Here is a 22,027-nt window from a genome sequence, read left to right as displayed (position 1 = left end):
CCCGTGCGCATCAACGCGATGCAGCCCCACAAGGGTTCAATCTAACCAATTCGTGATCTACAGTGCCGGCATGGACGACCACACCGATCAGATCCGCAAGCCGCGTGCCGATGCCGTGCGCAATCGCGAGCGCGTGCTCGAGGCGGCGAAAGCCGTGTTCAACGCGGGCGGGCCGGAGGCGAGCCTGGAGGCGGTGGCAAAACGCGCCGGCGTCGGCATCGGCACGCTCTATCGGCATTTCCCGACGCGCGAGGATTTGTTCGAGGCGGTGTACCGGCGCGAGGTCGAGCAGCTCAGCGAACTCGCCGAGCAGTTGAAGAATGCGAAGGACCCGGTGGATGCGCTGCGGCGCTGGCTGCGCTCAGGTGTCGAATTCGTTGCCACCAAAAAGGGCATGGTGGCAGCCCTGGCACTCGCGGTGCAGAGCGGGTCGGAGTTGCATGCCTTTTCCTTTGAGCGCCTGAGCAAGGCGATCGGCTCGCTGCTCGATCGGGCAGCCGCGGCCGGCGCGATGCGCGCGGACGTCAGCCCCGAGGACTTGCTGCGCGCGTTCTTCGGCATGTGCTACATGCACGACCAGCCCGGCTGGCAATCCTCGGTGCTGCGGATGCTCAACGTGTTCGTTGACGGTTTGCGGGTGCAGCCTGTCGTGAAAGCCAAGGCCCGCGTGGCCGCCAGGCCCGCGAAGCCGGCTGCAAAGCGGAAGCGATAGCCCGCGAGATGTGCTAGGATCGGCGCCGCCCGGGATTTCAACGCGGAGCCTGTCATGCGCATCGCCGCCTTGCTGGTCTTTCTCAGTGTCGCCTTCGGTCCGATCTCGGCGCGTGCCGACGATGTCGCGACGGCACAGGATATCATCCGCGCCCAGGAGCAGGCATTCGGCCGCGACGACGCGCGCGCGGCCTATTCCTACGCCGCACCGGCGATCCGGGAGATCTTCCCCGCGCCCGACATCTTCATGTCCATGGTGCAAAACGGCTACCCGCCGGTCTATCGGCACAAGAGCTTTGAATTCGGCGACAGCAAGAGCGAGGGCAGCCGCATTGCCCAGCACGTCCATATCATCGACGCCAATGGCGAGGCCTGGGAAGCGCTCTACACGCTCGAGCAGCAGGCAGACGGCAGCTACAAGATCACGGGTTGTTCGCTGCTGAAGGCGGGACAGGCAGTCTAGGTCGCAAAACCTGGACCGGTCCTGACTGCATTCATCCGCGAGCGGATCAGCAACGTCAGCACGATGCCGATATTGAGCGCGTTCCACGCCACACCGTTGGCGAACGCCGCTGCATAGGAACCTGTCGCGTCGAAGATGACGCCCGAGACCCAGCCGCCGAACGACATGCCGAACACGGAGGCGAAGATCACGATGCCGACGCGGGTTGCGGCCTCGCTCGCCGGCATCGCCTCGCGCACGATGATGGCATAGCTCGGCACGATGCCGCCCTGGAACAGGCCGAACATCGCGGAGATCAAATAGAGCGAGGTCAGGCTGTCGAAGAACAGGTAGAATACGAGCGCAAAGCCTTGCGCCAGGGCGCCGATCAGAAGCGTCGGGATGCCGCCGATCTTGTCGGCGAGGTAGCCCGAGCCGATCCGACTGACGATGCCGCAGGCCATCATCAGCGACAACATCTCGGCGCCACGCGCCACGCCATATCCGAGATCGCCGCAATAGGCGACGATATGCACCTGCGGCATTGCCATGGCGACGCAGCAGGAGATGCTGGCGATCGAGAGCAGCACCGTCAGCGTATTGGTCGAGAGCTTGAGGTCGACCCGCGGCGGCGCTGCATTGGCATGATCGTGAACCTTGTCGTCGCCCATCTGCGCGCGCAGGACCAGCACCAGGATGGTCATCAGGCTGACGCAGACGAGGCCGATGCCGATGTGCGTGTAACGCCAGCCGATCGTCTGCATGCCCGTGCTCACGAGCGGCGGCCACATCGTGCCGGCGACATAATTACCGCTCGCGACGATGGTCACGGCCAGGCCGCGATAGCGCTCGAACCAGTGGGAGGCCTCCGCCATCAGCGGCGCGAAGGTCGCCGACGTGCCGAGCCCGATCAGGAAATACGCCGCCACGAACTGCCAGAGTTGGGTCGATAGACCCGCCAGCACATTGGCGACGCCGAGGAAGGCAATGCTGATCGCCATCGCCGCCACGATGCCGAACCGGTCGGTGATCCTGCCGGCGATGACGCCGCCAAGCCCGAAGCCGAACATCATCAGCGTGAAAGCCAGCGACACCGCGCCGCGCGTCGCGGAGAATTCGGCCTGCACCGCGGGAATCATCACGACGATCGCCCACATGCCGACGCCGCCGATCGAACCGATCAGAAGCGCAATGACGAGGCGCATCCAAGCCTGACGCGAATCAGGGGTGAATGTTTCAGGTGTTTGTCCCGATTGATTTGGCGCGTGCACGGGCGGGACCATGGCCCGCGGATCGCCACAGGGTCAACCATTGTGGCGCGATATTGGGCATGCACGGTGCACTGCGGTAAGAAGGAGCTTGGCGAACGCGCGTTTTGTCATTATTTTGCAAATCAGCGCGTGCAACATCGCCGCGCGAAGGGCATGTCGGCGGAATGTTGCTGCGATTGACACGATCGATGCGGATCAGGGTGGGGCGTGTGATTGCCCTTGCCTATCTGTTCTGCGTGCTCGCGCCGGCCGCAAGCCTCGCCTGGGGTAGCGGTCCAGCACCGTGCCTCGACGACGCGCTCCTCGCCGATCTCGTGCCGGTGCATCACCAGATGCAGGCCGGCCACACGCATGACGGCGCCTCGCATGACCACGCCGGGCCGCATGCGCATCACCAGACCGCCGCGCAGGACGCGCCCGCCGTCCCTCATCATCACGACGGCAAGGGTACGCCGGGACCGTGCTGCGCGATGATGTGCGTGAGCGCGCTGCCGGCCGACCTGCCCAGCGTCGTAAAGCCGCTTCAGCCGGTTTCCGCCTGCTCGCCCGAGATCGTGGCCAGCCTGCACAGCGCGGCGCCGCCCCTGCACTACCGCCCTCCCATCGTCTGATCTGACGCGCGACGACGTCAGGCCGAGCGCGCACCCGCGCGCGCGAACCTGTGGTCTCCAGACAGATCAGGGATGACTCATGCTTACGCTTACCGGGGCGAAGTCCGCCGCTGCATCCGCGGCGCGGGGACGACACTTTCGATTCCATTGGCCGCTGCTGGCCGCGACGGCATTGGCGCTGTCCGGCTGCGTGCCGGCAACGACACAAGTCGCGGGCGCTGATCCTGCCGATCCCGCGACCAAGGTCGCGCGCGCCGGCTATCATTCGACGATTGCGCCCTACACCAGCCTGCGGCCTGCGACGCCGGCACCATGGCGCCAGCGCAACGAGAACGTCGCGCCGCAGCCCAAGCAAGACCGGTAGGAGCGCGTCATTGACACACCGTCTCGCGCAAAGCCTGCTCGTTCTTGCCTCGCTCGGCCTGTCAGGCTGCGCCGCCTTCTCGCCCGACAGCGGCATGAATGCCGTCTCGGAGCTGACGAGCCAGACCCTCAAAAAGGATGTCGCCTTCGTGCGGACGGCCGAGGGAGCCGGCGCGGTCGACGCGCGCGTTCGCCAACTGCTGTCGCGAACACTCAACCCCGAGACCGCCGTGCAGATCGCCCTGCTCAACAACAAGGGGCTTCAGGCCGCCTATAACGAGCTGGCGCTGGCCGAGACCGATCTCGTCGAGCAGAGCCTGCCGCCCAATCCCGTGTTCTCGGTCTCGCGGATCTCGGGCAACGGCGCCAGCGAAATCGAGCGTCAGGTCGTCGGCGACATCCTCGCGCTCGCCACTCTGCCGTTTCGTTCGGAGATCGCCCGCGACCGTTTTCGTCAGGCGCAATTGCGCGCGGGTCTGGCGACGTTGCGGCTTGCCGCCGATGTCCGCCGCGTCTATTGGCGCGCCGTGGGCGGCAACGAGATGGTGGCGTTGCTGACGGATGCGAAGGCGACGGCGGAATCGACCGCACAGCTCGCGGTCAAGCTCGGCGAAACGGGCTCGATCAACAAGCTCGATCAGGCTCGTGAACAGGTGTTTTACGCCGAAACCACCGCCGACCTTGCCACCGCGCGACAGACGGCGACGAGCGCGCGCGAAAAGCTGGCGCGCCTGATGGGACTGTGGGACGGCGGCCTCGACTTCCGCCTGCCCAACCAGCTGCCGCCGCTGCCGCGCCGGCCGCAGGCTTTGCCGTCGATTGAAGCCGACGCGGTCGCCCATCGCATCGACCTTCAGATCGCGCGGCTCGAGCTGACCGCGCTCGCGAAGTCGCTGAACCTCACGGAGGCGACGCGCTTCGTGACGCTGCTCGATCTCGCCGGCATCTCCCGCCGCACCCGGGATCCGGAAGGCGCGCCGTTCCGCGAACGCGGCTTCGACGTGCAGTTCCAGATCCCGATCTTCGACGGCGGCGAGGTGCGGGTGCGGCAGGCGGCGGAGACTTACAATTTCGCCTTCAATCGGCTGACCGAGCGCGCCGTGAACGTACGCTCCGAGGCGCGCGATGCTTACCGGATCTATCGCTCGGGCTACGACATCGCCAGCCACTATCAGCGCGAGATCATCCCCTTGCGAAAGATCATCACCGAGGAGATGCAGCTCCGCTTCTCCAGCATGCAGGTCGATATCTTCGCGCTGCTCAACGAGGCGCGGCAGCGACTTGCGTCGCTGCGCGGTGCAATCGATGCGAAGCAAAGATTTTTCCTTGCCCAGTCCGACTTGCAGACCGCCGTCAATGGCGGCGGCGCGCCTGCTGACGGCGACAATTCAACCACTCTCGCCGCGGCAGCGCCTGCCGATGGCGGTCACTGACATGGAGGCCAGCATGTTTTCCCGCCGAGGATTTTTGGGTAGCGCCGCGCTCGCCGGCGCATCCGTCGTCAGCGGCCGCGCGCAGGCCGCCTCGATTCCGGAAGCCCCGCACATGGACAAGGCGGTGATGCAAGCGCCGCTGCATCCCGCCGGTGGGCCGGACTATCGCCCCGTGGTCACGCTGAACGGCTGGTCGCTTCCGTTTCGGATGAACGGCGACTGGAAGGAATTCCATCTCGTTGCTGAGCCCGTGGTGCGCGAATTCGCCGAGGGCATGAAGGTGAATCTGTGGGGCTATAACGGCCAGTCGCCGGGACCGACGATCGAGGCCGTCGAGGGCGACAAGGTCCGCATCTTCGTGACCAACAGACTGCCCGAATACACCACCGTGCACTGGCACGGCATGATCATTCCCAGCGGCATGGACGGTGTCGGCGGGCTGACGCAGCCTCACATCCAGCCGGGAAAAACCTTCGTCTACGAGTTCGAGATGAAGAAGAGCGGGACCTTCATGTACCACCCGCATTCCGACGAGATGGTGCAGATGGCGATGGGCATGATGGGCATGGTCGTCGTGCATCCGCGCGACCCGAACTTTCGGGCCGTGGACCGCGACTTCGTCTTCGTCATGAGCACCTATCGCGTCGATCCCGGCACCTATCTGCCGCAGGTCAACGAGATGACCGACTTCAACATGTGGACCTGGAACGCGCGCGTGTTTCCCGGCATCGATCCGCTGCCGGTCAGACTCGGCGACAAGGTGCGCGTGCGCATCGGCAATCTCAGCATGACCAACCATCCGATCCATTTGCACGGCCACAGCTTTGCAGTGACCTGCACCGACGGCGGCTGGATTCCGGAGAGCGCGCAATATCCGGAGACAACCACGGACGTACCGGTCGGCGCTGTCAGGGTGTTCGACGTGCTCGCCGACAACCCCGGCGACTGGGCGTTCCACTGCCACAAGTCGCATCACACCATGAATGCGATGGGACACGACATGCGCAACATGATCGGGGTGTCGCGCAAGGATCTCGCCAGGGCCGTCGGCAAGCTCGCGCCTGACGGCATGGCGATGGGCTCGACCGGCATGGCGATGGGCAACATGGAGATGCCCGCGCCCGACAACACGCTGCCGATGATGACCGGCACCGGCCAGTTCGGCCCGATCGAGATGGGCGGCATGTTCACGGTGATGAAGATCCGCGAAGGCCTCGCGCGCGACGATTATCGCGATCCCGGCCCCTACCAATTCCCGCAAGGCACCGTCGCCTACGAGGTCACCCCGCCGGCCCCGGAGCCCGTGCGCCAACAACCAGGCGGGCCGCCGATGAAGAACATGAAGATGTGAGCGTTTCGATGAACCACCACCAACTGGAGATACCAATGAAGACGACGATCAAGCTCGGTCTGGCGCTGGCCGCGCTTTCCACCGCGCCGGCCTTTGCCCACGACCAGCACGGGCACGGCACCTTTTCGGCCGGCGAGCCCGGCGATTCCAAAAAGCCCGCGCGCACCATCGAGATCCTGCTGAACGAGATGGACTACACCCCCGCGAGGATCGAGGTCAAACGCGGCGAGCAGATCCGCTTCGTGCTGCGCAATGTCGGCAAGGAGGACCATGAATTCCTGCTCGCCACCACCAAAGAGAATCTCGCGCATGCGGTGGAGATGAAGAAGCATCCGCACATGGAGCACGACGATCCCAACGGTGTCAGGCTCGCACCGAGCAAGACAGCCGAGATCCTTTGGAAGTTCAGCAAGACCGGCACGTTCGAATTTTCGTGCCTGATTCCCGACCACCGCGACTACGGCATGGTCGGCCACGTCACCGTGAAGTAACGCAAGGAGCTCCCATGAACCGCATCATCCGTATCGCCGCAGGGCTGTCGCTGGCCGTCGGCCTTGCCACAGGTGCCCTGGCAGCCCAGGGCGCCGCGATCAGCGGCGAGGTCAAGAAGATCGACGAGGGCGCCGGCAAGATCACGCTCAAGCACGCGGCCGCGAAGAACCTCGGCATGGATGAACCCATGACCATGGTCTACCGCGTCAAGGACCCGGCCGTGCTCAAACAGGTGAAGGTCGGCGACAAGGTGACTTTCGAAGCCGAGGAGGCGGCTTCGGGGTACATGGTGACCCGGATGGAGAAGGCGAAATAGGGCTACTGCCTCCGTCCGCCGAATTTCGGCGCCAAACGCTTCCACAACGTCATGGCCGGGCTTGTCCCGGCCATCCACGCCTACCGCGCGGCATGAAGAACGTGGATGCCCGGGACAAGCCCGGGCATGACGACTGCTTGCCTGCCAGATGGCCGAAATACCCGGCCAGCCCCCATGCCGCACCCTTTATTAACCGTTTGCTAACCATACACCCGGCAAGAATTGCCCAGTGGAGTCGAGTGTCGTCAGCCGCGTAGAACGGGGAGTGCCCTGTGGACGCCAGTGCGGTGCCTCACTTTCGGAACGGCGGCCCTTCGGCCGTCGGGCAGACGTTTGGGGCGCGCGGACGGCAGTCGCGCGGAGGGGCAGCTACCATGGTCGACGTCACCGCGGGACAGGGCGTAGGCGGCACAAACGCCGGTTTCCCCACCCTTGCCGAGATCGGCAACATCCTCAAACGCGGCGATATCGCGCTGGCGCTCGGCGTCCTCACCATCCTGGTGGTGCTGATCCTTCCGCTGCCCGCGATCGTGCTGGACCTGTTCCTGGCGATTTCAATCACGCTCTCGATCCTGATCCTGATGACGTCGCTGTTCATCCAGGCGCCGCTGGAATTCTCCGCTTTCCCGACCGTCCTGCTGATCTCGACCATGCTGCGGCTGTCGCTCAACATGGCCTCGACCCGCCTGATCCTGTCGCACGGGCACGAGGGCACGGATGCCGCCGGTCACGTCATCGAGGCCTTCGGCAGCTTCGTGATGGGCGGCAATTTCGTCATCGGCATCATCGTCTTCGCCATCCTGATCATCGTCAACTTCGTCGTCATCACCAAGGGTTCGGGCCGCATCGCCGAAGTCGCCGCCCGCTTCCACCTCGACGCCATGCCCGGCAAGCAGATGGCGATCGACGCCGACCTCTCCGCCGGACTGATCGACGAGGCGGTCGCCAAGCAGCGGCGCAAGGATCTGGAGGACGAGAGCGGCTTCTTCGGCGCCATGGACGGTGCCTCCAAATTCGTCCGCGGCGACGCCATTGCCGGCCTTCTGATCGTCTTCATCAACGTCGTCGGCGGCATGATCATCGGCGTGGCGCAGCAGGGCCTGTCCTTCGCCGACGCCGGCCGCAGCTACACGCTGCTGACCGTCGGTGACGGCCTCGTCACCCAGGTGCCGGCGCTGATCGTTTCGACCGCGGCCGGCCTGCTGGTCTCCAAGGCCGGCGTGTCCGGCGCCGCCGACAAGGCGCTGATGAAGCAGTTCTCCGGATATCCGCAGGCGCTCGCGATGTCCGCGGCGGTCATGCTGGTGCTGGCGGCCCTGCCGGGCATCCCGACCATCCCCTTCCTGGCGCTCGGTTCCGGTGCCGGCGCGCTCGCCTGGCACGCCCGCAACCGCAATCGGGCGACTGCCAGGGCTGCCGAAGTTGCAAAGACCGCACCTGCGCCGGGAACGCCGGGCGCAGCCGGCTCCGCTGCGGCGGAGGAGCCGATCTCCGCGGCGCTGAAGATCGACGACCTCAAGATCGAGCTCGGCTATGCCCTGCTGCCGCTGGTCAACGGCCCCGACGGCACCGACCGCCTCACCGAGCAGATCAAGGCGCTGCGCCGCTCGCTCGCGATCGAGATGGGTTTTGTGATGCCGGCCGTGCGCATCCTCGACAACGTCCAGCTCGAAGCCAACACCTACATCATCAAGATCAAGGAGGTCGACGCCGGCACCGGCAAGATCTGGCCGAACCAGTTCATGGTCATGGACCCCGGCGGCAGCCAGGTGCAGGTGCCCGGCATCCACACCACCGAGCCGACCTTCGGCCTGCCCGCGACCTGGGTCGATGCCAGCCTCAAGGAGGAAGCCTCGCTCAAGGGCTACACCGTCGTCGATGCCGCGACCGTGCTCTCGACCCACCTCACCGAGCTGCTCAAGGCCAACATGTCGGACCTGCTCTCCTATGGCGAGGTGCAGAAGCTGCTCAAGGAGCTGCCGAAGGAGCAGGGGGAGCTGGTCAAGGACATCGTGCCCGGACAGGTCACCGTCTCCGGCATCCAGCGCGTGCTGCAGCTGCTGCTCGCCGAGCGCATCTCGATCCGCGACCTCTCGACCATTCTAGAAGGCATCGCGGACTCGCTCGCCTTCTCGCGCAATCCGGCCACCATGGTGGAGCACGTCCGCGCCCGCCTGGCGCGGCAGATCTGTGCGCAGAACACCTCCTACAGCGGTTATCTGCCGCTGATCGCGCTCTCGGCGCGGTGGGAACAAGCCTTTGCCGAATCCATTATCGGCCAGGGCGAGGAGCGCAGCCTCGCGATGCAACCCTCGAAGCTGTCGGAGTTCATGACCGGCGTGCGCGAGGCCTTCGAGCGCGCCGCGCGTGAAGGCGAGGCCCCGGTGCTGGTCACCTCTGCGGCAATTCGTCCCTTCGTGCGTTCCCTGGTCGAGCGGTTCCGGGCGCAAACGACCGTGCTGTCGCAAGCTGAAATCCACCCCAGGGCGAGATTGAAAACGGTCGGAAGCATCTGATTTGCCTTAAGAAGCCGTGTGTTTTTCGGCCACAGGCAAATGGTTTTTCAGTTTCTGGCGCCTTGCCGATCAATGGCCGGCAAGGCGCCCGGCAGACACATTACAGCTTTGAAATAATTGCCAAATTGCACGATCAAGGATCGTTTTTGATCGCGGCTTCTCACGTCATGTCACGCTCTTGTGATCGCCTCTTGGGAACGAATCCCCCCAATACTAGGTTGTTGGGCACCGGAAGCATGAACCTGCCCAAACACGCAGGCGACTACTTCGGGTAGATGGCGGCAGGAGCCTTCCATGAACCACTCGATTTACAGCGCAGATCGCTCGACCCACCTCAAGATCGTGGTTGTCGCGCTCGTTGCCGGCATCGCGGTGGCGGGTCTCGGGATCACCGCGCGTACGAGTTCAGACGAAGGCCTGACCCAGACCGCTCGCGTCATGAAGGCGGGCAAGCCGATCGCCATCACCAGCTCGAACGTGTCCCTCGTTCGCTAAGGAGATTTGAGTTTCAGGAATTCACGCGGCTCTTTATCAGCCCCCCAAAGTCGCCACGTGGATATGTAGACGACCCCAACCCCAAGTCGACTACAGAAAGCGCCCGCCCCCCACGGGCGCTTTCTCATGTCTGGGGTATGTCGTCATCGTGAGCGCACGCGCGTCCAGCTCCGTCATTGCGAGGAGTTCTTGCGACGAAACAATCCAGAATCCCTCCGCCGAGACAGGCTGGATTGCTTCGCTGCGCTCGCAATGACGGAATCTGTGGGTGGCAGCGTCGCTCTTTAAATTCGCATCTCACTCGCAGACACACCTTCGCCATCTCGCGGCTTGTTCGCCCGAGCTTTGCTTCGTCGCCTCACCCCCGAAGAAAGAGGGCGCAGGGAAGACCGGGTGCCGGCTGGCACCCGCGGTCCACTGTGCGAGATTGTCGTAAGAACATTGCACAGCGGCATACAGGTGAAGCCTGAACATCCGGCCTTCCCTGCGCAGTGGCTTTACGGCTTATGTCGCGCTCTCCCCGGGGAGCGATGCACTATTGCCCCCGTCGCCTTGCGGATGGCTGATGCACGCGCCCCGGTTGGGCCGCGACGTCACCGCAACGCTTGGCGCACAGACCCCGGGCGCCAGGACCACACGATTTCGCCGTACGCAGATCACACCGGTCGTGTGCGCGGCGGCTTCGCTCACGGTTGCCCGCCCTGCGAAACCCTTCGCGCCGATGTGACTAACGTCCACCGCCGTCCGGCCCGCGTTCGTGACGATCGCGACACGCCCCTCTTCCTTGGGCCGGAGTGAGGCGAAATATACGCAATTCCGAATTTCGGTAAAGTGGAATATTTTGAGCCACGCGGGTTGACCGGCAGCTTGGGTGTCTTGCCCGACGGGCAACGCGATATCTTGTAGCCCGGATGAGCGCAGCGATGTCCGGGATGTCTCCGCGAGCGACCCCGGGTGTCGCTTCGCTCACCCGGGGCTACGCCTACGCGGCGCGGCTCAGGCCTCGCGCAGTTCCGACGGCGTCGCGGCAAAGCGCTTGCGGAAGGCGCGGTTGAAATAGGACAGATCGGAGAAGCCCGACGAATGCGCGATGTCGCTGATCTTGCGGGTCCTGGCGCGAGGATCGCTGAGCAGCTTGCGCGCCTGCAGCAGGCGCTGCTCCAGAACGAATTCGGTGAAGGTCGTTCCGGCCTGCTCGAACAGGCGCTGTGCCTGGCGCGGGCTCAGGCCCGAGCGCGTGGCAATCTCGGACAGGCAGAGATCGTTGCGGCCAAGTGCAGCCATCACGTCGGCGCGCATGAGATCGAGACGGGCCGCCGCATGACCTCGCCCGCGCGCAAGACTTGCATGCTCGGCGTCAGTGCCGAGCAGGAGCCCGACGAGATCGACCATGTGCTGCGCGGTGAGGCGCTGGCCGACGGCGTCGAGATGCGGCGCGTGATGGGCCGCAAGGGAGTGGTAGCGGAAGATCGTCTCGGCGACCGCGCCGTCCGAGAGCACTTGCGACAGCTTGTCCTCGGCGCGTGGACTGATGTCGAGGAGTGCGCGGCGCGGCATGCGGATGGTGGTGAAGCGATCTTCCTCGGTGTGGCCCACGGTGCCGGTGATGCCCATGTCGACGAGCACCATCTGCGCGGGCGCAAGCTCCACGGCATGGCCGTTCTGCCCAACGCGGACGAGACCCGCGTGTGCCGCGATCAGGACGAGATCGTCGCTGCCGTCGGCAAGGTGGCTCTGGGTGCGTGAATATTGCGCGGAGGCGCCTTCGGGAATGGCGAGTGCGATATTGTCGACCACGCTGACTTGGAGCCGGCAATCGATGCTGTCGCCCCGGCTCGGCCCGATATCCAGGCCGCAGGCCCCGAAAGTCCGCTCGCGCCAATGTTCGAAGGCCTGGCCGTGTGGCAGCCCCGCATATTGGTGAATGAAGATGCCCGACGTTTTCGCTGCATCCATCTGATTTCTCGCCCCTCTCCGGCGCCATGCTTGGGGGCGCCGACTGCAAATTCCGGGCATTTGACGCCACGAAACGGATGGAGGTTCAAATCGGGGGAGGATTCGGCGGGAATTGTCGGGATGCGACGGAGAGGTGGACGGTGGCGACAGAAACCGATCAGGCATTGCCACGACGATGTTGAAGCGTCCAATGCCCCCGGTGTCGTCCTGGACAAGCGAGCAGAGCGAGCGCCGATCCAGGACCCATTACCCCGGGATTGAGTGGTTGCTCACCCGTGTGGCCACGGCTCACTCTTGCAACAAGCTCTTGGGGTAATGGGTCCTGGCTTTCGCCAGGACGACAATAGAAACCTACTTCTTCGCGGGCGCCTGCGGCTGTGACGGCGGCACGGTCTCGATCAGCTTGCCGGAAAATATGGGCGCCGAGGTCGGCTGGCCATTGGGCGAGCCGCCCGCCTGCTCGACGGTGACCGCGTAGGTCGCGCTGTTGACGACGTCGGCATCGTACGAACCGAGCACCGGTCGTGCGGTGAAATCGCCGGCGCCGATCACGCCGAGCGAGCGCGGGCGCGGCAGCTTGTCGGAGATCAGCCAGAGCTCGAAACTCTTGCCGGGCTCCGGTGTCGCGCCCACTTTGCGCACGGTGAAGTTCTTGGTCGCACCGTCGATGGTGAGGATGAAGGCAGGACCTCCGCCCTGGCCCTGCAACAGCGCGACATATTGCGACGACACCGGGAGCGGCGCCGGTGTCTTCACCTCGACCGTCTGGATGCGTGGCGCCGGTCGCAAGCCGCCCGGGAGCGCCTCGGGCTGGAATATCTGAAGCGACAGCGTCACGAGCAGCGCGGCCGCGAGCGCACCGACGGCGGATGCGATGGTGCGCCAGCGCTTCACGCGCCCCTCGAGCCGGATCACGTTACTGTTGTCGGCAACCGGCGGCGGTGGCGTACGCGCGACCTCCGGGTCTGGCGCGTGGACCTGCGGCATGAAGATCGGCACGACATCGGGAAGCGCATCGGGCGCCGGTGGCGTCGTTTCGGGCTGCTCCGCTTCGGGAGGCTGCGGCGCCGGTTGCTGCATAGTCTCCGACGGCACCGGCGGAGGCACGGTGTCGGGCGAGGAAAACTCCGGCACAGGTGGCGGCGCTGCGTCCGGCAGCGCTGGCGGATCCTGCGCAAAGCCCGTCCGCGCGAGCTCGGACCTGATGTTCTCCCACACGATCGGACGCGGCTCGATCGAGCCGACCATCTGGTTGAGGACGCCGAGCCGGAATGCCCACGCCTGCACGACATCGGCGAACGCCTTGTCCACCGCCATCATGGTCTCGACCTGCGCGCGCTCGCCGGCGTCGAGCGTGCCGAGCGCATATTCCGCGGCGAGCGCGATATGGTCCTCCGTATAGGCCATCACTTGCGATCCAGACTCGCCCTCACCGTCGAAGCCCTCATAGTCCGAGACATTCGCGAATATCCATCATGCTGCGCCGAAGCCACGTCTTCACCGTGTTGACGGGCGCCGCGAATTTCTCCGCCAGTTGCTCGCGGCTCCAGCCGTTGTAATAGGCGAGAAGCACGAGCCTCTGACGGTCCGGCTCGAGCCGGCCGATACATTCCAGCAGCCGCCTCAATTCCTCGGTCATCTCGCGCCGCGCCAACGGATCGGGGCTATCGCTTGCGACTTCCATCGCCTGCGGCTCTTCCTCGATGGAGACTTCCGTCTTCTTGCGCACGACGTCGATCGCGCGGTTGCGCGCGATCGACGCCATCCATGTGATCGGCGACGCGAGAGCGGGATTGAACTGGCCGGCGCTGTTCCAGATCTTGACGTAGGTCTCCTGAATGACCTCCTCTGCGAGATCCTGTCGGCGCAAGATACGGAGCACGACGCCATAGAGTTTCGCGCGCGTGGCGACGTAGAGGCGCTCGAACGCGGCCTGATCGCCCTGCGCCACTGCCCCAATCAGCCCGACCAGCTCTGCTGGCGTCAGCATTCAGCCCCCCAATGCGCGGCCCGTCGCATTCCGCGCAGGTCCTGGCACGCCGCCACCATAGCGCGCGACAAAGCCGACCACCAAGGGGGCGCGGCGGCACACTGTGGCCAGCACATGCAAAAACCCGGACCTTTGGGGTCCGGGTTCTGCAAATTCTCGCAGGTCTGGCGGCTAGCGCCTCAGGCGACGGCGCCCATGCGGGCACGCATCAGGCCGATGCTGTCGAGATCGGCCTGCTCGCGGGCGTTTTCCTCGGCGCGTTCGCGGGCCTGATCGCGCTCGTCGAGGAGCTCGACCTTCTTCAGCTCCTCGAAGGCTTCGGCCAGCGCTGCCTTGGCCTCGTCGAGCTGGCCCTTCAGCTCGTCGGCCGAGCGGGTCAGGTTCTCGCGACGCTGGATGGCAGCCTTGGCATAGGTCGGATAGGCGAAGTGCGAGGGATCGTTGATCCCGGCGCGCTCCTGCTCGGTCGAGATCTCGCGTTCAAGATCGGTCGACATCCGCTGGAAGTCGGCGATCATGGTCTCGATCTGGCTGACCCGGCGGCGCTTCTCGTCGACCTGAAATTTCTTCAGGCGGATGAGGGTATCACGTGACTTCATCGACTCGTACTCCCCAGAAGTCCCTTGGCTGCACGTGGGACAACACCGGTCTCCCCACAGGCCCGACTGGGGCCAAGACCGGCTCTGCTACTCTGTGGGATGGGATGATGACCGGACAAAGTTAGCGTTCCGTTTCCAAATCACCGAGGATTTGCGCCAACTGGCGGTAGCCGTCCGCCAGCGATGCATTTTCGTCCTTGCGCTGGCGCAGGAAGGCCTCCAGCGGCTCGTGCAGGCGGATCGCCTCGTCGACCTCCGGGCTGGAGCCGGCGCGGTAGGCGCCCAGACGGATCAATTCCTCCATGTCGGCATAGGTCGCCATCACCGCCCGCGCCTTCTGGATGGTCGGCCAGAACTCCGGGTCGGCCGATTTCGGCATGGTGCGGGAGACGGATTTGAGGATGTTGATGGCGGGGTAGCGGCCGCGCTCGGCGATCGAGCGCTGCATCACGATGTGGCCGTCGAGGATGCCGCGGACGGCATCCGCAATCGGCTCGTTATGGTCGTCGCCATCGACCAGCACCGTGAAGATCGCGGTGATGGCGCCCTCGCCCAGGCCCGGACCGGCGCGCTCCAGAAGCTTCGGCAGTTCGGTGAACACGGTCGGCGTGTAGCCCTTGGCGGTCGGCGGCTCGCCCGCGGACAGACCGATCTCGCGCTGGGCCATGGCAAAGCGTGTCACCGAATCCATCAGGCAAAGGACGTCCTGCTCCTCGTCGCGAAAATATTCGGCGATCGCGAGCGTCAGATACGCGGCCTGACGGCGCATCAGCGCCGGCTCGTCGGAGGTCGCGACCACGACGACGGAACGCGCCAGGCCTTCCTCGCCGAGGTCGTCCTGCAAGAACTCCTGGACCTCGCGGCCGCGTTCGCCGATCAGGCCGATGACGCTGACCGCGGCATCGACGTTGCGCGCGAGCATCGACAGCAGCACCGACTTGCCGACGCCGGAGCCTGCGAAGATGCCCATGCGCTGGCCGCGGCAGCAGGTCAGGAACGTGTTCATCGCGCGCACGCCGAGATCGAGCGGCGCGCCGACGCGCTTGCGCGAGTGCGCCGGCGGCGGCGAATTGCGGTACGGCATCGGCGCCGGCCCCTGGGGGAGCGGCCCCTTGCCGTCGATCGGCTCACCCAGCGCATTGACGACGCGGCCGAGCCAGGCCGCGCAAGGCCGCACCTGATTTGCGGCATTGGCGATGACCGCCTTGCAGCCGCGCCGCACGCCGTCGAGACCGGCGAACGGCATCACGACGGCGTTGTTGCCGGAGAAGCCGATCACCTCGCAGGGGATGGAACGGTTGCCGCCGGTCTCGATCACGAGCCGCGCGCCGACCGACATCGCATGGATCGGGCCGGCCACCTCGACCATCAGGCCGCGCACGCCGACCACACGGCCATAAATATTGATGCCGTCAATGTCGCCGATCTGTTCGGCAAGAGCCTTCACAAGAGGGCCTTCATGAGGTGATCGCCTTCATAACCCGGGGTTTCGTGGCGAGAACCTTAAGTTTCGCCATATTTCTGAACGGCGCTTAACTTCGTGTTTACCCGCATCGTTAATCATTGCGTCACTGTCTTTGTGACTGAGCGTGGCTCCCCTTCAGAAGAAGGCTGAGTCGCGGGAGTCGGTTAGGCCCGTCTCTTAAAGTGGAACTTGAACGCAACCGGATAACGAAAGCTGCTTCGCACACAAGACCTTAGGGCGATTCGACGAAAATTGCATCTACAGGGCTTGCGTTCCAGAAACAGAATTTGTTAACCATCTGTTGTCAGGATCCGAATCAGTTGTTCAAAGGCGTTTTGTTGTGTGCCGCGAATGCGGCCGACCTGACGCCCAGGAGCGGCGACTATGGGGAACTGGCATGCGCGTTTTGCTGATTGAAGATGACAGCGCCGTCGCGCAGTCGATCGAGCTGATGTTGAAGTCTGAGAGCTTCAACGTCTACACGACCGATTTGGGGGAAGAAGGCGTCGATCTCGGTAAATTATACGATTACGACATTATCCTTCTCGACCTCAACCTGCCCGACATGTCCGGCTACGACGTGCTCAAGCAGCTCCGGGTCTCCAAGATCAAGACACCAATTCTGATCCTCTCCGGCCTCGCCGGCATCGAGGACAAGGTCAAGGGTCTCGGCGTCGGCGCCGACGACTACATGACCAAGCCCTTCCACAAGGACGAGCTGGTTGCCCGCATCCACGCGATCGTGCGCCGCTCCAAGGGCCATGCCCAGTCGGTGATCCAGACCGGTGACCTCGTCGTCAACCTCGACACCAAGACGGTGGAAGTCGGTGGCCAGCGCGTGCATCTGACCGGCAAGGAATACCAGATGCTGGAGCTGCTCTCGCTCCGCAAGGGCACGACCCTCACCAAGGAAATGTTCCTCAACCACCTCTATGGCGGCATGGACGAGCCCGAGCTGAAGATCATCGACGTCTTCATCTGCAAGCTCCGCAAGAAGCTCGCGAATGCCTCGGAAGGCCGCAACTTCATCGAGACCGTGTGGGGCCGCGGCTACGTGCTGCGCGAGCCGCATGAGGTCGAAGAGCGCATTCCCGCCTGATCAGTTTACTGTGCGAGCCCTTCGGGCTTGCTCCTCCCAGCCTGGACCCCGCCGCAAATGGCGGGGTTTTGTTTTTTGGGGACGTGAACGCGGCCTCATCGTCCTTGCGCCGTTGAACCGCTATCCTTCCCCAGCCGACGAATGGTCGCTGCACGATGGGGGAACGATGATCCTGCAATCACTCGCCGGCCTGCCCGCCTTCCTGGTCTATTTCTGCACCGGGCTGATCGCGATCGTGGCGTATCTGTTCGCCTATACCCGCATCACGGCGCACAACGAATTCCAGCTGATCCGCGACAACGATCCGGCTGCGGCGATCGCGCTCGGCCTCAGCCTGCTGGGCTTCGTGGCGCCGCTGGTCAGCGCGATCGCGCATTCGGCCAATGTGCTGGACTGCCTGATCTGGGCGATGATCGCGCTGATCGTCCAGATCGTCGTGTTCTTTCTGGTGAGAGTGCCGGTGCCGAATCTGTCGGCGCGGATCGCCGCCGGCGAACTTGCAGCTGCCATCTGGCTCGGGCTGTCCTCGCTCGCCGCGGGGCTGCTCAACGCCGCCTGCATGATCTACTGACATGGCCGACAAGCCCTCCAAAAAGGAGTTCGGCAAGCGCCGGCCGGCGGCCGGACCGCCGCCTGCACAACAGCCGGTGAAGCGCTCCGGCCACGTCGCGCTGCTGGTGATGGGCACGATCGCGGTCGGCACCACCGCCTACACGCTGATGCCGCGGCACAATTGCGAGCCCTCCCCTGTCGGCACGGACCCGGCGGTGCAAGCGAGCACCTCGTGCAGCAGCAGCCGCAGCTCCTCCGGGGGCGGCGGCGGCTCATCGCGATCGAGTTTCTTCAGCAGCGACTCCTCGAGCCATTCCTCGTCCGGAGCGTCGTCCGATTCAGGCTCCGGCGGCGTGAGCCGCGGCGGCTTCGGCTCGTTTGGCCATGGCTTCTCCGGCGGCGGCTGACCCATGCGACGCATCGTCTGCCCCGAGCGCGACGACTGGCGGCAGACCGCCGAACAATGCGGCTTCGCCTTCCACACCATCGAGGGCGAGCGCTATTGGGACGAGCGCGCCTATTACGCCTTCACGCTCGACGAGATCGAGCGTGGCATCGAGGCACCGACCGGCGAGATCGACGCGATGTGCCTGGAGCTTGCCGGCCGTGTGATCGGCGACGAGCGCCATCTGCAGCGCTTGAAGATACCGGACGCGTTCTGGAGCCTGATCGCCGAGAGCTGGGCGCGCGACGACCGCAGCCTCTATGGCCGGCTCGATCTGAAATTCGACGGCAGGGGACCGGCAAAGCTGCTCGAATACAACGCGGACACGCCGACCTCGATTTTCGAAGCCGCGGTGTTTCAATGGACCTGGCTCGAACAGGCGATCGAACGGCGCATCATCCCGTCGCGGGCCGACCAGTTCAACTCCATCCACGAACGCCTGATCGAAGCGTGGAAGCAGATTGCCGCTAGCCGCCATGTCCATCTCACCGGCACCACGGCGAATGAGGAGGACGCCGGCACGCTCGCTTATCTCGAAGACACGGCGCGCCAGGCGGGACTGGCGACCACGCTACTCGATATCGAGGCGATCGGCTGGCGCGATGATGCCGGCGGCTTCGTCGATCTCGACAACCGCGACATCGCGCTCGCCTTCAAGCTCTATCCCTGGGAATGGATGTTCCACGACGCCTTCGGCGCAAAGCTCAAGGACGCACAGACACGCTGGATCGAACCGCCGTGGAAGGCGGTGCTCTCCAACAAGGGCATCCTGCCGCTGCTATGGGAGATGTTTCCGAACCATCCCAATCTGCTGCCGGCTTTCTTCGAGGACGATCCGCGGGCAGTCGAGCTCGGCAGTTCGTATGTGCGCAAGCCGCTGCTGTCGCGCGAAGGCGCCAACGTCACGCTGGTATCAGGCGGAATGCCGCTCGACGAGCAGGCAGGACCCTACGGCGCCGAAGGCTTCGTGCGACAGGCGCTCGCACCGCTGCCGAACTTCTCAGACTTCTATCCGGTGGTGGGAAGCTGGCTGGTCGATCACGAACCCTGCGGCCTGTCGATCCGCGAGGACGAGAGCCCGATCACCGGCAACGGCTCGCGATTTCTACCGCATGCGATCTTGTGAGGTGCGCTCTTCTTCCCTTTTCCCCTCGTGGAAGAGGAGAAGAACGCATCTCAGCGCGCCGCTGCCACCTTTAACGACGGCGGCATCAATCCGCCCATCGGGCGGCCGGAGCGCGTCGGGTTGAGCTGATAGAGACCACGACGGTCGGCGATCGGGCGGAACGCATCGGTGATGCCGACGACGGATTCGGCAGCGCCGAGCAGCAGCGTACCGTCGGCTTCCAAAACCTTGGCCATGCGCTCGAAGATCACGGCCTTGGTGTCCTGGTCGAAGTAGATCAGCACGTTGCGGCAGAAGATCACGTCGAACGTGCCGAGATGGGAGAAGTCCTGCAACAGATTGAGCTGGCGGAACTGCACCATCGCGCGGATGTCGGCGTTGAGCTGCCAGACCTCGCCCGCTTGCGTGAAGTATTTCATCAGGTGCTGGATCGGCAGGCCGCGTTGCACCTCGAACTGGCTGTAGACGCCGGCCTTGGATTTCTCCAGCACCTCCTGCGACAGATCGGTAGCGACGATCTCGATGCGCCAGCCGGCGAAGGCTGCGCCCATCTCCTTCACGCACATTGCGATCGAATAGGGCTCCTGTCCCGTCGACGATGCCGCCGACCAGATGCGCAGCGACTTGCGCGCCGCGCGCGCCCGAAGCAGCCCCGGCAGGATCGTTTCGCGCAAATGATCGAACGGGATCTTGTCGCGGTAGAAGAAGGTCTCGTTGGTGGTCATCGCTTCGACCACGTCGCTCGCAAGCCGCCCGTCGCCGTTCCTGATCTTCAGCACGAGATCGGGAATCCCGCTAAGGCTCGCCTTGCGAGCCAGCGGCAGCAACCGGCTCTCGACCAGATACTGCTTGTCCGGGGAGAGATCGAGGCCGGAGCGCTCCTTCAGGAATCTGCGCAGATAGTCGTAGTCAACAGGCGTCACGAGCGGTCTCCCGCGAACAGGCGATTGACCCGGGCGCCGATCTGGTTGAGCGGCAGGATCGCTGCGCAGATGCCGGCATTGGCCGCTGCGCCCGGCATCCCCCAGACCACGCTGGAGGCTTCGTCCTGCGCGATCACGCTGCCGCCGGCGGCGACGATGTCCTTGCCGCCACGCATGCCGTCCGAGCCCATGCCCGTCAGGATCACAGAGAGGATGGCGCCATGCCAGATGTCGATGGCGGAGGTGAACAGCGGATCGACCGCGGGCTTGCAGAAATTGACGGCGGGACCGTCGTCGAGCGCGATCGCCACGTCGGCGCCGCTGCGCACGACGCGCATGTGCTTGCCGCCCGGCGCAAGGTAGATGCGGCCCGGCTTCACCGGCTCGCCATCGACCGCCTCGGCCGCCGGCTTGCGGCTCGTGCGTGCCAGATGCTCGGCGAGAATGGTGGTGAAGGTCGGCGGCATGTGCTGGGTGATCAGCACCGGGACGCGGTCGATCACGGCGCCAAGCTCGGCGACGAGCGCCATCAGCGCCTGAGGACCGCCGGTCGATGAGCCGATCAGCAGCACCTTCGGTGCCTGGGTCGAGAACGGACGCGTGGACAGCACCGAGGACGACGACGGCGCATGCACGGCCGGAGCCGGCGCGGCAGGCCGCGCGACAACCGGTCCACGTGCGGCCGGGGCCGGGCTCGCAGGCGCCAGCGGCGGGCTCGCAACCGCGGGCTTGCGGCGAAGCCGTGCGCCGAGGTGGCGGATTTTCTGGATCAGGTCGTGGTGGAAGATGTCCGCAGCCGACGCCTCGCGCGTCGATTCCGGCTTCGGAATGTAGTCGGCGGCGCCGAGCGACAGCGCCTTGAAGCTGATCTCCGCGTTACGGCGGGTCAGCGTCGAAGCCATGATGATGACGAGATCGCGCTTCTTCGCCAGGAGTTGCGGCAGCGCCGAGATGCCGTCGAGCTCGGGCATTTCGATATCGAGCACGGCAACGTCGGGGTTGATGCGTTCGATCTGGTTGACCGCCTCGAGCCCGGTGCGCAGCGACGCCGCGACCTCCATGTCGTGCTCGGCACCGATCCAGCGCGAGATCAGACCGCGGATGACGACGGAGTCGTCGACGACCATCACCCGCAACGGTCCGGCTTCCCGCGACGAGCCCGGGGTCGAATTACCTGCGAACGCAACACTCATTACTCACCAACTCAGACTGAAACGGTCAGTTGAAGACAAACGCCGAAGGAGCCGTTCAGCCTCCGGGCGGTCGCTCAGATAAGGCCGACTTCCTGGAATTTCGCCGTCACGATGTCCTTGTCGAAGGGCTTCATGATGTACTCGTTGGCGCCGGCGTGCAGCGCGCGCGCGATATGCGCGACGTCGTTCTCGGTGGTGCAGAACACCACCTTGGGCTGGTCGCCGCCGGGCATGCGGCGGAGATGGCCGAGGAACTCGTAGCCGTCCATCACCGGCATGTTCCAGTCCAGTAGCACAGCGTCGGGCAGGCCGCGCTTGCAGGCCTCCAGCGCCTTCTCACCGTCCTCGGCTTCGAGGATCTGGAAGTCGAGACCCTCCAGGATCCGGCGCGCAACCTTACGGATGACGCTGGAATCATCAACGACGAGACAAGTTCGCATGTGAACCTCTGCTTCTCCCCGCTTTTGCGGGGACACTTCCAATTGCAGGTACGTCGGCGGATGTGCCGGCGTATCAGGCCGCCATCATCTCGGGCGCGAGCTCGAGGACGCGGTCGACGTCGAGGACGACCATGAGCTGGCCATCGAGGCGGTGGACACCGCCGGCGAGCTTGGCCATGCGGGGGTCGAGATTGACGGGGTTTTCTTCCATGCCGTCCTCGGCGAGCCGCAGCACTTC

At 64.8% G+C, this 22,027-nt stretch carries 23 protein-coding genes and 1 pseudogene; 14 read left to right on the top strand and 10 right to left on the bottom strand.

Features of this window, described 5'->3' with window-relative positions; genetic code table 11:
• The first annotated feature begins 70 nt into the window (after window positions 1–70).
• On the top strand, window positions 71–712 hold the full coding sequence (locus ABIB80_RS29225) for a TetR/AcrR family transcriptional regulator (RefSeq protein WP_007600563.1): 642 nt from the start codon (window positions 71–73) through the stop codon (window positions 710–712).
• Window positions 713–766: 54 nt separating this feature from the next.
• Window positions 767–1,174, top strand: coding sequence for a DUF4864 domain-containing protein (locus tag ABIB80_RS29220; protein WP_007600562.1), 408 nt, complete (start codon window positions 767–769; stop codon window positions 1,172–1,174).
• Here the strand turns inward: ABIB80_RS29220 and ABIB80_RS29215 are convergent.
• Window positions 1,171–2,436: an MFS transporter gene (locus ABIB80_RS29215; protein WP_007600561.1), complete on the bottom strand. Its 1,266-nt coding sequence runs from the start codon at window positions 2,434–2,436 to the stop codon at window positions 1,171–1,173. The two genes, ABIB80_RS29220 and ABIB80_RS29215, sit on opposite strands and share 4 nt — an antisense overlap.
• 152 nt (window positions 2,437–2,588) lie before the next feature.
• On the opposite strand from ABIB80_RS29215, the gene ABIB80_RS29210 reads away from it, so the two are divergent.
• The 8 genes from ABIB80_RS29210 (at window position 2,589) to ABIB80_RS29175 (ending at window position 10,001) form a co-directional block, all read left to right on the top strand.
• Window positions 2,589–3,035: a hypothetical protein gene (locus ABIB80_RS29210; RefSeq protein ID WP_354128861.1), complete on the top strand. Its 447-nt coding sequence runs from the start codon at window positions 2,589–2,591 to the stop codon at window positions 3,033–3,035.
• A 79-nt stretch (window positions 3,036–3,114) separates the two neighbouring features.
• Window positions 3,115–3,399 carry a hypothetical protein gene (locus ABIB80_RS29205; protein WP_354128860.1) on the top strand — a complete coding sequence of 95 codons (285 nt, stop codon included), beginning with the start codon at window positions 3,115–3,117 and terminating at the stop codon, window positions 3,397–3,399.
• A 10-nt stretch (window positions 3,400–3,409) separates the two neighbouring features.
• On the top strand, window positions 3,410–4,831 hold the full coding sequence (locus ABIB80_RS29200; RefSeq protein WP_007600559.1) for a TolC family protein: 1,422 nt from the start codon (window positions 3,410–3,412) through the stop codon (window positions 4,829–4,831).
• 13 nt (window positions 4,832–4,844) lie between these two features.
• On the top strand, window positions 4,845–6,182 hold the full coding sequence (locus tag ABIB80_RS29195; RefSeq protein ID WP_007600558.1) for a copper oxidase: 1,338 nt from the start codon (window positions 4,845–4,847) through the stop codon (window positions 6,180–6,182).
• A 35-nt stretch (window positions 6,183–6,217) separates the two neighbouring features.
• Window positions 6,218–6,673 carry a cupredoxin domain-containing protein gene (locus ABIB80_RS29190; protein WP_007600557.1) on the top strand — a complete coding sequence of 152 codons (456 nt, stop codon included), beginning with the start codon at window positions 6,218–6,220 and terminating at the stop codon, window positions 6,671–6,673.
• A 14-nt stretch (window positions 6,674–6,687) separates the two neighbouring features.
• Window positions 6,688–6,990 (top strand): copper-binding protein, encoded by a 303-nt coding sequence (locus ABIB80_RS29185; protein ID WP_007600556.1) that lies wholly within the window; start codon window positions 6,688–6,690, stop codon window positions 6,988–6,990.
• Between the two features lie 374 nt (window positions 6,991–7,364).
• Complete coding sequence (flhA, locus tag ABIB80_RS29180) at window positions 7,365–9,506, top strand: flagellar biosynthesis protein FlhA (protein ID WP_219685354.1); 2,142 nt, start codon at window positions 7,365–7,367, stop codon at window positions 9,504–9,506.
• Between the two features lie 294 nt (window positions 9,507–9,800).
• Window positions 9,801–10,001: a hypothetical protein gene (locus tag ABIB80_RS29175; protein WP_007600553.1), complete on the top strand. Its 201-nt coding sequence runs from the start codon at window positions 9,801–9,803 to the stop codon at window positions 9,999–10,001.
• A gap of 996 nt (window positions 10,002–10,997) precedes the next feature.
• Here the strand turns inward: ABIB80_RS29175 and ABIB80_RS29170 are convergent.
• From ABIB80_RS29170 to fliI, 5 genes are all read right to left on the bottom strand, one after another.
• Window positions 10,998–11,957, bottom strand: a complete 960-nt coding sequence (locus ABIB80_RS29170) for a helix-turn-helix transcriptional regulator (protein WP_007600550.1) — start codon at window positions 11,955–11,957, stop codon at window positions 10,998–11,000.
• 351 nt (window positions 11,958–12,308) lie between these two features.
• Window positions 12,309–13,364 carry an anti-sigma factor gene (locus ABIB80_RS29165; RefSeq protein WP_007600548.1) on the bottom strand — a complete coding sequence of 352 codons (1,056 nt, stop codon included), beginning with the start codon at window positions 13,362–13,364 and terminating at the stop codon, window positions 12,309–12,311.
• Between the two features lie 37 nt (window positions 13,365–13,401).
• On the bottom strand, window positions 13,402–13,947 hold the full coding sequence (locus ABIB80_RS29160) for a sigma-70 family RNA polymerase sigma factor (RefSeq protein WP_007600547.1): 546 nt from the start codon (window positions 13,945–13,947) through the stop codon (window positions 13,402–13,404).
• Window positions 13,948–14,126: 179 nt separating this feature from the next.
• A complete protein-coding gene (gene fliJ / locus ABIB80_RS29155; RefSeq protein WP_007600546.1) occupies window positions 14,127–14,546 on the bottom strand; it encodes a flagellar export protein FliJ in 420 nt (139 codons plus the stop codon).
• A 121-nt stretch (window positions 14,547–14,667) separates the two neighbouring features.
• Window positions 14,668–15,993, bottom strand: coding sequence for a flagellar protein export ATPase FliI (gene fliI, locus ABIB80_RS29150; protein ID WP_007600545.1), 1,326 nt, complete (start codon window positions 15,991–15,993; stop codon window positions 14,668–14,670).
• 415 nt (window positions 15,994–16,408) lie between these two features.
• On the opposite strand from fliI, the gene ctrA reads away from it, so the two are divergent.
• The 4 genes from ctrA to ABIB80_RS29130 all read left to right on the top strand — a co-directional run bounded on the left by ctrA (window position 16,409) and on the right by ABIB80_RS29130 (window position 19,233).
• Entirely contained in the window at window positions 16,409–17,110 is a 702-nt protein-coding gene (gene ctrA / locus ABIB80_RS29145) for a response regulator transcription factor CtrA (RefSeq protein WP_007600544.1), read from the top strand.
• A gap of 166 nt (window positions 17,111–17,276) precedes the next feature.
• Entirely contained in the window at window positions 17,277–17,681 is a 405-nt protein-coding gene (locus ABIB80_RS29140) for a DUF350 domain-containing protein (protein ID WP_007600543.1), read from the top strand.
• Between the two features lies 1 nt (window position 17,682).
• Window positions 17,683–18,069, top strand: coding sequence for a hypothetical protein (locus tag ABIB80_RS29135; RefSeq protein ID WP_007600542.1), 387 nt, complete (start codon window positions 17,683–17,685; stop codon window positions 18,067–18,069).
• 3 nt (window positions 18,070–18,072) lie between these two features.
• The gene (locus ABIB80_RS29130) at window positions 18,073–19,233 is read left to right on the top strand and encodes a glutathionylspermidine synthase family protein (protein ID WP_007600541.1); all 1,161 of its coding nucleotides are present in this window, start codon (window positions 18,073–18,075) and stop codon (window positions 19,231–19,233) included.
• Between the two features lie 50 nt (window positions 19,234–19,283).
• Here ABIB80_RS29130 and ABIB80_RS29125 read toward each other — a convergent pair whose 3' ends face one another.
• From ABIB80_RS29125 to ABIB80_RS29110, 4 genes and pseudogenes are all read right to left on the bottom strand, one after another.
• Complete coding sequence (locus ABIB80_RS29125; RefSeq protein WP_007600540.1) at window positions 19,284–20,156, bottom strand: CheR family methyltransferase; 873 nt, start codon at window positions 20,154–20,156, stop codon at window positions 19,284–19,286.
• A complete protein-coding gene (locus tag ABIB80_RS29120) occupies window positions 20,153–21,349 on the bottom strand; it encodes a protein-glutamate methylesterase/protein-glutamine glutaminase (protein ID WP_007600539.1) in 1,197 nt (398 codons plus the stop codon). The genes ABIB80_RS29125 and ABIB80_RS29120 overlap by 4 nt, the downstream gene beginning before the upstream one ends.
• Window positions 21,350–21,423: 74 nt before the next feature.
• Window positions 21,424–21,789 carry a response regulator gene (locus ABIB80_RS29115; RefSeq protein WP_007600538.1) on the bottom strand — a complete coding sequence of 122 codons (366 nt, stop codon included), beginning with the start codon at window positions 21,787–21,789 and terminating at the stop codon, window positions 21,424–21,426.
• A 73-nt stretch (window positions 21,790–21,862) separates the two neighbouring features.
• Window positions 21,863–22,027: pseudogene (locus ABIB80_RS29110) on the bottom strand (chemotaxis protein CheW); the annotation flags it as partial.

This window comes from Bradyrhizobium sp. i1.15.2 (assembly GCF_040548425.1).
GTDB lineage: Bacteria > Pseudomonadota > Alphaproteobacteria > Rhizobiales > Xanthobacteraceae > Bradyrhizobium > Bradyrhizobium canariense.
The sequence above is the reverse complement of the archived record's forward strand: the minus strand, read 5'-3'. Positions and strand labels throughout refer to the sequence as shown.